The 11,945-nt window shown below is 64.1% G+C and carries 10 protein-coding genes; 7 read left to right on the top strand and 3 right to left on the bottom strand.

Features of this window, described 5'->3' with window-relative positions; genetic code table 11:
- Window positions 1–3 precede the first annotated feature (3 nt).
- From JQ628_RS15220 to cysD, 3 genes are all read right to left on the bottom strand, one after another.
- Window positions 4–2,166, bottom strand: coding sequence for a malate synthase G (locus JQ628_RS15220; RefSeq protein WP_212223392.1), 2,163 nt, complete (start codon window positions 2,164–2,166; stop codon window positions 4–6).
- Window positions 2,167–2,320: 154 nt separating this feature from the next.
- Complete coding sequence (gene cysC, locus JQ628_RS15215) at window positions 2,321–4,255, bottom strand: adenylyl-sulfate kinase (protein WP_212223391.1); 1,935 nt, start codon at window positions 4,253–4,255, stop codon at window positions 2,321–2,323.
- A gap of 26 nt (window positions 4,256–4,281) precedes the next feature.
- On the bottom strand, window positions 4,282–5,076 hold the full coding sequence (gene cysD, locus JQ628_RS15210) for a sulfate adenylyltransferase subunit CysD (RefSeq protein ID WP_212223483.1): 795 nt from the start codon (window positions 5,074–5,076) through the stop codon (window positions 4,282–4,284).
- 241 nt (window positions 5,077–5,317) lie between these two features.
- Here cysD and cysG point away from each other — a divergent pair, with 241 nt between their 5' ends.
- From cysG to cysT, 7 genes are all read left to right on the top strand, one after another.
- Window positions 5,318–6,751, top strand: coding sequence for a siroheme synthase CysG (gene cysG / locus JQ628_RS15205; RefSeq protein ID WP_212223390.1), 1,434 nt, complete (start codon window positions 5,318–5,320; stop codon window positions 6,749–6,751).
- Window positions 6,748–7,065 (top strand): DUF2849 domain-containing protein, encoded by a 318-nt coding sequence (locus tag JQ628_RS15200; RefSeq protein WP_212223389.1) that lies wholly within the window; start codon window positions 6,748–6,750, stop codon window positions 7,063–7,065. The genes cysG and JQ628_RS15200 overlap by 4 nt, the downstream gene beginning before the upstream one ends.
- A gap of 12 nt (window positions 7,066–7,077) precedes the next feature.
- The gene (locus tag JQ628_RS15195; RefSeq protein WP_212223388.1) at window positions 7,078–8,733 is read left to right on the top strand and encodes a nitrite/sulfite reductase; all 1,656 of its coding nucleotides are present in this window, start codon (window positions 7,078–7,080) and stop codon (window positions 8,731–8,733) included.
- Window positions 8,720–9,235 carry a DUF934 domain-containing protein gene (locus JQ628_RS15190; RefSeq protein ID WP_212223387.1) on the top strand — a complete coding sequence of 172 codons (516 nt, stop codon included), beginning with the start codon at window positions 8,720–8,722 and terminating at the stop codon, window positions 9,233–9,235. Before JQ628_RS15195 ends, JQ628_RS15190 begins: the two co-directional genes overlap by 14 nt.
- Complete coding sequence (locus JQ628_RS15185; protein ID WP_212223386.1) at window positions 9,232–9,960, top strand: phosphoadenylyl-sulfate reductase; 729 nt, start codon at window positions 9,232–9,234, stop codon at window positions 9,958–9,960. The genes JQ628_RS15190 and JQ628_RS15185 overlap by 4 nt, the downstream gene beginning before the upstream one ends.
- Window positions 9,961–10,079: 119 nt before the next feature.
- The gene (locus JQ628_RS15180; RefSeq protein ID WP_212223385.1) at window positions 10,080–11,069 is read left to right on the top strand and encodes a sulfate ABC transporter substrate-binding protein; all 990 of its coding nucleotides are present in this window, start codon (window positions 10,080–10,082) and stop codon (window positions 11,067–11,069) included.
- A gap of 87 nt (window positions 11,070–11,156) precedes the next feature.
- On the top strand, window positions 11,157–11,942 hold the full coding sequence (gene cysT, locus JQ628_RS15175; RefSeq protein ID WP_249127912.1) for a sulfate ABC transporter permease subunit CysT: 786 nt from the start codon (window positions 11,157–11,159) through the stop codon (window positions 11,940–11,942).
- Window positions 11,943–11,945: the final 3 nt, after the last annotated feature.

Genomic DNA, 11,945 nt, shown 5'->3' with positions numbered 1-11,945 from the left:
CGCTTACGCGTTCGCCTTCGCCTCCTTGCGGCGGGCGTGCAGGATGAATTCGGTGTAGCCGTTCGGCTGCTCGCGCCCCTTGAACACGAGATCGCAGGCGGCTTTGAAGGCAACGCCGTCGAACGAAGGCGCCATCGGCTTGTATAGGGGATCGCCGGCGTTCTGCTTGTCGACGACGACGGCCATTCTCTTCAAGGACTCCATCACCTGATCCTTGCTGACGACGCCATGGGCCAGCCAGTTCGCCAGATGCTGGCTCGAGATGCGCAAGGTGGCGCGGTCTTCCATCAGGCCGACGTCGTGGATGTCGGGCACCTTCGAGCAGCCAACGCCCTGGTCGATCCAGCGCACGACGTAACCCAGAATGCCCTGGCAGTTGTTGTCGATCTCCTGCTTCACATCATCAGGCGCCCAGTTCGACTGCGACACTGGAATGGTGAGGATATCGGAGAGCTTGGCGCGCGGGCCGCCCTTGGCGAGCTCCTGCTGGCGTGCGGTTACGTTCACCTGGTGATAGTGCAGCGCGTGCAGCGTGGCGGCGGTCGGCGAGGGCACCCAGGCGGTGGTGGCGCCGGCCTGCGGATGGCCGATCTTCTGCGTGAGCATATCAGCCATCTTGTCGGGCGCGGCCCACATGCCCTTGCCGATCTGGGCATGGCCGGGCAGGCCGTCGATCAGGCCGATGTCGACGTTCCAGTCCTCATAGGCCTTGATCCAAGGCTGCGCCTTCATGTCGTTCTTGCGGATCATCGGCCCCGCTTCCATCGAGGTGTGGATCTCGTCGCCGGTGCGGTCGAGGAAGCCCGTGTTGATGAAGCAGATGCGTTTTGAGGCGTTCTGGATGCAGGCCTTGAGATTGACGGTAGTGCGGCGCTCCTCATCCATGATGCCGACCTTCATGGTGTTGTCAGGCAGGCCCAGCATCTTCTCGACCTGCGTGAACAATTCGCAGGTCAGCGCGACCTCGTCGGGACCGTGCATCTTCGGCTTGACGATGTAGACCGAGCCGTTGCGGCTGTTCTTGACCTTCGAATGGCCCTTGAGGTCGTGCATCGCGAGCAGGCCGGCCACCGCAGCATCCAGAATGCCCTCGGGGATCTCGTTGCCTTGCGCGTCGAGCACGGCGTCGGTGTACATGTGATGGCCGACATTGCGCATCAAGAGAAGACTGCGTCCGTGCAGCGTCAGTTCGCCGCCCGTGGGCGTCTTGTAGACGCGGTCGGCATTGAGCGAGCGGGTCATGATCTTGCCGCCCTTTTCGAAGTCGGCCGACAGCGTGCCGTTCATCAGGCCGAGCGTGTTGCGATAGACCAGCACCTTGTCCTCAGCATCGACCGCCGCGACGCTGTCTTCCATGTCGAGAATGGTCGAGACCGCCGCTTCCATGATCATGTCGGCAACGCCGGCCGGGTCGTCCTTGCCGATGATATGGCTGCGGTCGATCACGACCTCGACATGCATGCCGTTGTTCACGAGCAGCACCGCGCTTGGCGCAGCGGCATCGCCCTGATAGCCGGCGAATTGCGCAGCAGATTTGAGCGCGGTGGCGTTGCCGCTCTTCAGCTTGGCCGAGAGTTGTCCGGCGACGACGCTGTAGGCCGTCACATCCGTGTGGCTGCCGGTCGCGAGCGGCGCGGCGGAATCGAGAAAGGCCTTTGCCTTGGCGATCACCTTGTCGCCGCGCGTCTTGTTGTAGCCGCGGCCGGTTTCGCTCGGATCATGCGGGATCGCATCGGTGCCGTAGAAGGCATCGTAGAGCGAGCCCCAACGCGCATTCGCCGCGTTCAGCGCATAGCGCGCATTGGTGAGGGGCACGACGAGCTGCGGCCCGCAGATCTTGCCGATCTCCTCGTCGACATCAGCGGTTTCGACCGCCTTGGTCGCGGGCTCCGGCAGGAGATAGCCGATCTCCTTCAGGAACGCCGTGTAGGCATTGATGTCGAATGCCTTGCCCTTGTTGGTGCGATGCCAGCCGTCGATCTTCGCCTGGAGCGTGTCGCGGAAGGCGAGCAGTTCGCGGTTCCTCGGCGCCAGGTTCTTCAGGATGGAGGCAAGCCCTGCCCAAAATGCATCGGGCGAGATCCCCGTTTTCGGCGTCGCCTCCTTCGCGATAAAATCGAACAGTTCAGGGGCGATCTTCAATCCGTGGGCATCGACACGCTTCATGATGGGCTTTCTTGGCAGGAAATGGCGATTTAAGGCTGTTTTCGGCTGAAAACTGCAAAATACGCGCCAAAAGGCGGCGTTCGGGCCGCCCTTTTAGCCATAAGCCGGGTCAATGAGAAGGCCCCCGGAGCGGCTCCGGGGGCCTCAAAAAGTCTCAAATATTGGCGGCGAGATCGACCAGTTCGTCGAACAAAATGCCGGTGTTTGCCAGCATCCGCTCGATCTCCTCGGTCGCGTCGGGCACCGAGAGGGTCGAAGTGTCGAGCACCAGTTCGGCCGATGTCGGCGGCTGATAGTCGTTGCCGACTCCCGTGAACGACTTCAGCGTCCCCGCGCGCGCCTTGGCATAGTGCCCCTTGGGATCGCGGCTCTCGCAGACATCCGCCGGGGTGGCGACGTGGATTTCGCGGAAGGCGCTGTCCGCAATGCGGCGCGCGGCGGCGCGGTCGTCGCTGGACGGCGAGACCGCGGCGACGATGGCGATGTGGCCGTTGCGCGCCAGGTGCGTTGCGACTTCGGCGAGGCGGCGGATGTTTTCACTGCGGTCCTGCGGCGAGAAACCGAGATCGCCGTTGAGCCCGGCGCGCAGGGTGTCGCCGTCGAGCAGGATCGGCGAGCCGCCGCCCGAGAACAGCCGGCGCTCCAGCGCGCGGGCCAGCGTCGACTTGCCGGAGCCCGGCAGGCCGGTCAGCCAGACCACCGCGCCGTTGTGGCGATAGCGCGCCGAGCGCTCGTCGGGACGCAGCGCCGATTCCACCGGCACGATATCGATGGGAACCGCGCGCTGTCCGGCGTCGACCGACAGCACGAGGCCGCCGCCGGCAATGCGGCCATTGACCTCGATCACCAGCCGCCCGGTGCGCGGATTGTCGGCATAGGGATCGGCCGCGATCGGCTGCGCCAGCGAGATGTCGATCTCGCCGACATGGTTGCGCGCGATCGCCCTGGTTTCCTCGTTCGACAGCGCGCCGGGATCGATCGCCTTTTCGATCGCGACCACGTTGGCGCGTGTTTCCCTCGTGCCGAGACGGACCAGGATCTGGTCGCCCTTGGCCAGCGGCTTGTCGTGCAGCCAGAAAATCCGCGCATGGATGCGGCGCGTGTCGCGCGGCGTGCTGCCTGCATGCGCGATGATGTCGCCGCGCTCGACGAACAGCTCGCGGTCGAGTGTGATGCCGACCGATCGTCCCGCGGTCTGGCGGCCGGCGACCGGCGTCAGCGGCCAGCTCTCGACCGACTTGATCTTCGCGATCTTGCCTGCGGGCATGATGACGATCTCATCGCCCGCGGCGAGGCTGCCGGACTCGATGCGGCCCGCAACAATGCGGCGGTCGTCGAATTTGTAGATCGCCTGCACCGGTAGCCGCAGGGCAAGCGCTTCCGCCGGCCGCGCCGGCTCGAGCGCATCGAGCGCCTCCACGACCGTCGATCCTTTGTACCAGGCAATGCGCGGCGTATGCACGGCCACGCCATCGCCATCGCGGGCGGAGATCGGAATGACAGCGGTGGGCGTAACGCCGAGGCCGGTCAGATGCGCGGAAATCTCGTCGCTGATTTCCCTGAAACGGTCAGCGCTGAAATCGACGCGGTCCATCTTGTTGACGACGACGGCGACCTGCCTGATGCCGAGCAGATGTAGCAGATAGCCGTGCCGCCGCGTCTGATCGCGCACGCCTTCCAGCGCGTCGATGATCAGCACCGCACCGTCGGCTTGCGAGGCGCCGGTGATCATGTTGCGCAAGAACTCGGCGTGGCCGGGTGCGTCGATCAGCACGACGTCGCGCGAGCGGGTGCGGAAGCGGATTTGCGTGGTGTCGATGGTGATGCCCTGGTCGCGCTCGGTCTGTAGCGCATCGAGCAGGAACGACCATTCGAACGGCATGCCGCGCCGCGCGCTGACGGCTTTCAGCATCTCCAGTTTGCCCTCTGGAAGGCTGCCGGTCTCGTGCAGCAGGCGTCCGACGAGGGTGGACTTGCCGTGGTCGACATGGCCGACGATGACGATACGCACTTGCGGACGCGTCGTGCCGTTGGGTGTCGTCGACAAAGCGGGCGTGGCCGACAGGGTTGGCGAGACGATCATATTCATGGTAGCGCTCACAGCAAAAAAGTTCGTCAGAGATAGCCGGCAACCCGCAGGCGCTCGAAAGCGTCCTCGGTCTCATGATCCAGCGCCCGGCCGGCGCGCTCCGGCACCTTGGTGGCGTCGAGCTCAGCCAGAATCTCGTCGATGTTGGAGGCGTTGGAGGCGACGGGATTGGTGATGTCCTGATCGCCGAGCGAGCGATAGCGCTTGCCGTTCCTGGCGATATAGAGCGGGATAATCGGGATGTTCTCACGCTTGGTGTAGGCCCAGATGTCGGCCTCGGTCCAATGCAGGATCGGGTGGATGCGCAAATGCGCGCCTTGCGGCGGCGAGGCGTTGAACTGGTCCCAGAATTCCGGCGGCTGGTCGCGCACATCCCATTCGCCTTCGAGGCCGCGCGGCGAGAACACGCGCTCCTTGGCGCGCGTCGCCTCTTCGTCGCGGCGGATGCCGGCGATCAGCCCGTCAAAGCCGTGCTTGGCGAGCGCCATCTTGAGGCCTTCGGTCTTGCGCGCGGCGGAGCGCGCGGCGGGCGGCAAGGTCGGATCGACGGCGTCAATCGGCGGGCAGGGCTCGACGCGCAGGTCTAGGTCCCATTCCTCCGCGTAATGATCGCGGAAGGCGTACATCTCGGCAAATTTCTTGCCGGTGTCGACATGCATCGCCGGGAACGGCACGCGGCCGAAAAAGGCCTTTCGCGCCAGCCAGATCATCACGTTGGAATCTTTTCCGAGCGACCACAGCAGCGCGAGCTTTTTCAGGCGTGCGAAGGCTTCGCGCAGGATGTAGATGCTCTGGGCCTCGAGCTGGTCGAGATGGTCCATCGAGGGGGCCGCGGAGACAATTTTCGGCACGGAAGATGCTTGAGTCAGCGGTGCCTGGCGCAATCCGTCCGTAGCGGCTTGCTGGGTGAGAACATCCATCTCTTCGACCTCGGCCTTGTAGGAGAGAATTCCATCTATAACCCGGAAGTTAGGAGAAATAATTTTCTCCTATTGTGGGGTTGCGGCACACTTAGATAGAAAATAATTTCAGTCAACCCCGAAAGTCGGGAAAGCGAGTATCATGCGATTTCTGCCCGTGTTCCTCGATCTGCAAAGCGGCGTGGCGCTGCTCGTCGGCGCCGGCGATCTGGCGCGCGCTAAGCTGCGGCTGCTCGCATCGGCCGGTGCACGGGTGCGCTGGTATGCGACCGATGGCGATCATGATCTAGCCGGGCTTGCTGCTGACGCTGCCGCGCGTATCGAGCTTGCCAAAGGCAATCCACTGTCAGCCGATTTGAGTGGCGTGATCGCGATCCTCTGCGCGGGTGCGGGCGATGTCGGCGTTGCGATGTCGGTGCGGGCCAGGGAAGTCGGGCTTCCCGTCAACGTGATGGATGACCTCGATCATTCCACGTTCATCTTTCCCGCCATCGTCGATCGTGGTGACGTCGTCGTTGCCGTTGGTACCGGCGGCGCTTCGCCCGTGGTGGCGCGCCGCGTGCGCGAAAGCATCGAGGCGGTGCTGCCGGCGCGGATCGGCGATCTCGCCGGTTTCATCGGCCGCTTTCGCAAATCCATTCATGCACGCATTCCCGAATTCGCGCTGCGCCGCCGCTTCTGGGAGCGCGTGATCGATGGCCCGATCGGCGCGCTGGTGCTCTCGGGGCGCAAGGACGAGGCCGAGAAGGCGCTCAACGATATTTCCGATGCATCCGCGTTCGCAGGCGGCGAGCGGGGCAAGGCCGTTGGCCATGTCACGCTGGTCGGCGCCGGCCCCGGCGATCCCGATCTGCTGACGGTGAAGGCGCTGCGCGCGCTACAGGACGCCGATGTCGTGTTCTACGACGAATTGGTTTCACCGGAAGTCTTGGATCGCGCACGACGTGATGCGGCCCGCGTGCCTGTTGGCCGCCGCGTCGGCAAGCCCGGCATCGGGCAGGACGCCATCAACAAGCTCTTGATCGAAGCCGCGCAATCCGGCCAGCGCGCGGTGCGGCTGAAGGGCGGCGATCCCTTCATCTTCGGCCGCGGCGGCGAGGAAATCGAGGCGCTGCGCCTTGCCGGCGCTTCATATTCGGTGATCCCGGGCATCACGGCCGGCATCGGCGCGGCCGCGCAGTTCGAAACGCCGCTGACCTATCGCCAGGAAGCGCTGCGCATCACCTTCCTGACCGCACACAAGGCCAAGGACGCCGAAGCGGTCGACTGGTCGCTGCTAACAGATCGCAAGATGACCATCGTCGTCTATATGGGCATGACCGCGGCGCCCTCGGTCCGCGAGGGCCTGCTTGCCGCGGGCCGCTCGCCGCGCACGCCGGTCGGTGTGTACGCACGTGTAACCCGGCCCGATGCGCAGGCCGTGGTCGGCACGCTCGCCGATCTGCAAAACCTCGTCGAACGCATCGAGGGCGGTCCTGCCGTTCTCGTGATCGGCGACGTGGTCGCGCATTCCGCGCCATGGCGCCAACTCGAACTCAACCAAGTGATCTGCAACCTGCTGGAAGCTGCCGAATGACCTCTCCGCTCGAACAAAAGAAAATCAGAATCACGGGCCCCTCGGTGGTGACCGCCAACCGGACCTGGGACGGCGCGGTGATCTATCGCACCGCGCAGCAGGGCTGGTCGATCGACCTGTCGGACGCCGCGATCGTCCGCAATTCCGACGATGCCCGCGCCTTGCTCGCTGAATCCGTCGCCGACGATGTCGGCGCAATCGGTGCCTATATCGCGCCGGTCGAAATCACCGACGGCGGCAAGATCGAGCCCGGTAACTTGCGCGAACAAATCCGCTCGGAAGGCACCACCATCGGCATTCCGGTCCCGGCATAAGGTTTCTCTGTCATGTACGCTTACGACGAACTCGACCGCACGCTGGTCAACGAACGGGTCTCGGAATTCCGTGATCAAGTGAAGCGCCGCCTGTCCGGCGAGCTCACCGAGGACGAATTCAAGATCCTGCGCCTCCAGAACGGCGTTTACCTGCAACTGCACGCCTACATGTTCCGCGTCGCCATCCCCTATGGCGCGCTGTCCTCAAAGCAGTTGCGCGCGCTCGCCCGCGTCGCGCGCCGCTATGACCGCGGCTACGGCCATTTCACCACGCGCCAGAACATCCAGTTCAACTGGATCAAGCTGGCGGAATTGCCGGATGCGCTGGAAGATCTCGCCGAGGTCGGCATCCATGCGATGCAGACCTCCGGCAACAACATGCGCAACGTCACTTCCGACCAGTGGGCCGGCGTCGCGCCCGGCGAGATCGAGGATCCCCGCATCTGGTCCGAGATCCTGCGCCAGCACACCACGCTGCACCCGGAATTCTCCTTCCTGCCGCGCAAGTTCAAGATCGCTATCACCGCCTCCGAGCACGACCGCGCCGCGATCAAGATCCATGACATCGGCCTCAAGCTGATCAAGAACGCCGATGGCGAGACCGGGTTCGAGGTGCTGGTCGGCGGCGGGCTCGGCCGCACGCCGTTCATCGCCAAGACCATCAAGCCGTTTGTCCACGGGCGCGATCTCCTCAGCTATGTCGAGGCGATCCTGCGCGTCTACAATCAGTACGGCCGCCGCGACAACATCTACAAGGCGCGCATCAAGATCCTGGTGCACGAGCTCGGCATCGAGAAGTTTGCCAAGGAGGTCGAGGAGGAGTGGCAGTTGTTGCGCGACAGCGCGCTGACGCTCGACCCCGCCGTGGTCGAGGATATCCGCTCGCGCTTTTCCTATCCGGCCTACGAGAAGCTGCCGCACATGCCGGACGAGTTGAAGCGGGCCGCGCACGATCCGCTGTTCGAGCGCTGGCGCCGCAACTCGGCCTTCCCGCACAAGGTGCAGGGCTATTCGATCGTCACGATCTCGCTGAAGCCGGTCGGCGCACCTCCGGGCGATGCCACCGCCGACCAGATGGACGCGCTGGCGGATCTCGCCGACCGCTATTCGTTCGGCGAAATCCGGGTCGGCCATGAGCAGAACCTGGCGCTGCCGCATGTCGCCAAGCGCGACCTGCCGGCACTGTGGAAGGCGCTCGACAGGATCGGTCTCGCTACGCCCAACGTGAACCTCGTCTCCGACATCATCGCCTGTCCGGGGCTGGACTACTGCTCACTGGCGAACGCGCGTTCGATCCCGATCGCGCAGGAGCTGACGCGGCGCTTCGCCAACCACGACACCGCTAATCTGATCGGCCGGCTGCACATCAACATCTCCGGCTGCATCAATGCTTGCGGCCATCACCATGTCGGCCATATCGGCATTCTGGGCGTCGAGAAGAACGGCGAGGAATTTTACCAGATCACCATCGGCGGCCGCGCCGACGAGAACGCGCAGATGGGCACGCTGATCGGCCCGGCGGTTCCCTATGCGGAAGTCGCCGACGTGATCGAGGACATCGTCGAAGCGTATCTGGCGCTGCGCGATTCCGAGGGCGAACTTTTCGTCGATACCGTCAAGCGGCTCGGCGTCGAACCATTCAAGGAGCGGGTCTATGCCACTCGTTAAGAACGGCCACATCGCAACCGATATCTTCTTCCATGCCGCCGACGGCACCGAACTGCCGGGTGATGGCCCCGTGCTGGTATCTGCCGCGCGCTTTCTTGGGGATCCCGAGGGGCTGCTGAAGCGCGCCGGCAAGGTCGGCGTGATCTGGCCCAACAGCCGGGACGTCGACGACCTCGTGCCGTATCTCGACCGGCTCGCCATGGTCGCGCTGGTTTTCCCGACCTTCCGCGACGGCCGTGCCTACAGCCAGGCGCGCCTGCTGCGCGAGCGCTACGGTTACGATGGCGAGTTGCGCGCCACCGGACAGGTGCTGCGCGACCAGTTTGTGTTCATGCTGCGCGCCGGCTTTGATGCGTTCGACGTCAGGAAGCAGGCCGATGCCGAAGCGTTCGGCGAGACGGCACGTCGCTACACCGTATTCTACCAGCCAGCCGGCGACGGCCGTCTGTCCGCGCTGAACCGGCGAATTCAGGAGCGCCATTCCGAGAGTGCCGGCCAGTGAGCGTCGTTGCGCATCAGGACATTTCAGACGCCGTGGCGCTTCCGCCTGCTGCGGAGCTCGACGACGTGCTGCGTCACGCTTCGCCCGCTGAGGTGATCGGGGCGGCGCTGAAGATCGTCGGCCGCGATCAGCTCGCGCTGGTATCGTCGTTCGGAACGGAATCCGCGGCGCTGCTCAAGGTGATGGCGGATGTCGATCCTGCGATCCCCGTGATCTTCCTCGACACCGGCTGGCTGTTCCAGGAAACCCTGGATTACCGCGACACGCTGACGCGGCGACTCCGACTTGCCGACGTTCGCTCGATCAAGCCGCTTGAGGAGACGCTGTCGCGCGAGGATCCGGACAAGGAGCTGTGGTTCAGCGACCCCGACGCGTGCTGCCGCATTCGTAAAGTGGAGCCGCTGGCGCGTGCGCTAAGACCGTTTTCGGCCTGGATCAACGGGCGCAAGCGCTTTCAGGGCGGTGCGCGAGCCGATATTGCCGTTGTCGAACAGGACGGCACGCGGCTGAAATTCAATCCCTTCGCCCATGTCTCGCGTGAGGAGATCGAGGCGATCTACAAGTCGGCCGGCCTGCCGCCACATCCGCTGGCCGCAAAGGGCTTCCTCTCCGTCGGCTGCATGCCCTGCACCAGCCGGACGTCGCCGGACGAGGAGACGCGCGCCGGCCGTTGGCGCGGCCGGGCCAAGACGGAATGCGGCATCCACACGACGGCGACTTCATAGGACAACCTCGCTGTCACACCGCGAACAAAAAAATGCGGTTTCGTTGACGCAAGGCCGGTTTCTCACGAGTTATGTGCAACGCGCTTCGACGACATCCGTCAGGCCGAATGGAGATCAAGATGGTCCGCCGTATTCTCGTGGTCGCTGCCGGCCTGCTCTGGGCAAGCTCGGCATTCGCCGCCGATGTTTCGCTGCTGAACGTATCCTACGATCCGACGCGCGAACTCTACGCCGAGTTCAACAAGGCATTTGCCGCGGCCTACCAGAAAGAAACCGGCAAGAGCGTCGAGATCAAGCAGTCGCATGGCGGGTCCGGCTCGCAGGCGCGCGCGGTGATCGACGGCCTGCAAGCCGATGTTGTCACGCTGGCACTGGCCTATGACATCGACGCGATTGCCGCGAAAGGTCTCATTGCCACCGACTGGCAGAAGCGTCTGCCGCTCAACGCTTCGCCCTACACCTCCACCATTGTCTTCCTGGTGCGCAAGGGTAACCCGAAGGGCATCAAGGACTGGGACGATCTGATCAAACCCGGCGTCGAGGTCATCACGCCGAATCCGAAGACGTCCGGCGGCGCGCGCTGGAATTATCTTGCCGCCTGGGGCTACGCGCTGAAGAAGTCGGGCTCGCCCGACAAGGCAAAACAATTCGTCGCCGATCTCTTCAAGCACGTGCCGGTGCTGGACACCGGCGCGCGCGGCTCGACCGTCACCTTCGTCGAGCGCGGCGTCGGCGACGTGCTGCTGGCCTGGGAGAACGAGGCGTTCCTCGCCCAGCGCGAATTCGGCAAGGACAAGTTCGAGATCGTCGCGCCGCCGCTTTCCATCCTCGCCGAGCCACCGGTCACCGTCGTCGACAAGGTCGCCGACAAGAAGGGCAACCGCGCCGTCGCCGAGGCCTACCTGAAGTATTGGTATACCAGGGAAGGCCAGGAGATCGCCGCCCGCAACTCCTACCGTCCGCGGGACAGCGAAATCGCGAAGGAATATGAAAAATCCTTTGCGAAGGTGGAACTGTTCACGATAGACGACGTTTTCGGTGGTTGGACCAAGGCGCAGAAGGAGCACTTCGCCGAGGGCGGCATTTTCGACCAGATCTACAAGAACTAGGTCGGGCCGCTGCAAGCCGTAGAATTGGGGGATTTAGTGAACGGAGTGCCGCGACGGCGCAGCACTTTGCCGGGGTTTGGCCTCACCATGGGGCTGACCCTGACGTGGCTCTCCGTCATCATCCTGATTCCGCTCGCCGGTCTCTTTCTCAAAACATTCGATCTCAGTCTCGAGCAGTTCTGGGGCATCGTCACCAGCCGCCGCACGCTGAATGCGCTGAGGATTTCCTTCGGCCTTTCCTTTTTAGCCGCCTGCGTCAACCTCGTGATGGGGATGGTCGTGGTGTGGGCGCTGGTGCGCTATCGGTTTCCGGGCAGGCGGCTGTTCGATGCCATTGTCGACATTCCCTTTGCGCTGCCGACCGCGGTGGCCGGTGTCGCGCTGACACAGTTGTTTGCGCAAAAGGGCTGGCTCGGGGCGCCGCTCGCCGAACTCGGCATCAAGGTGGCGTTCACGCCGGTCGGCATTTTCATCGCGATGGTCTTCATCGGCATTCCCTTTGTGGTGCGCACCGTGCAGCCGGTGCTGCTGGATCTCGACGTCGAGATCGAGGAGGCTGCCGCCTCGCTCGGCGCCAACCGCTGGCACACGGTGTTTCGCGTCATCCTGCCGAGCCTGATCCCGGCGATGCTCACGGGCTTTGCACTGGCGTTTGCGCGCGCCGTCGGAGAATACGGCTCGGTGATCTTCATCGCCGGCAACCTGCCGAACGTCTCGGAGATCGCGCCGCTGCTGATCGTGATCCGGCTGTCCGAATTCCGCTACGCCGACGCCACCGCGATCGCGGTCGTCATGCTGCTCGCAGCTTTCATCATCATCTTTGCCGTCAACCGCCTACAGCGCTGGGCGCAGACGCGAATTCCGGCGCATTGAGGG

The organism is Bradyrhizobium lablabi, from assembly GCF_018129385.1.
GTDB lineage: Bacteria > Pseudomonadota > Alphaproteobacteria > Rhizobiales > Xanthobacteraceae > Bradyrhizobium > Bradyrhizobium lablabi_C.
This window is presented reverse-complemented; position numbering and strand designations above follow the sequence as displayed.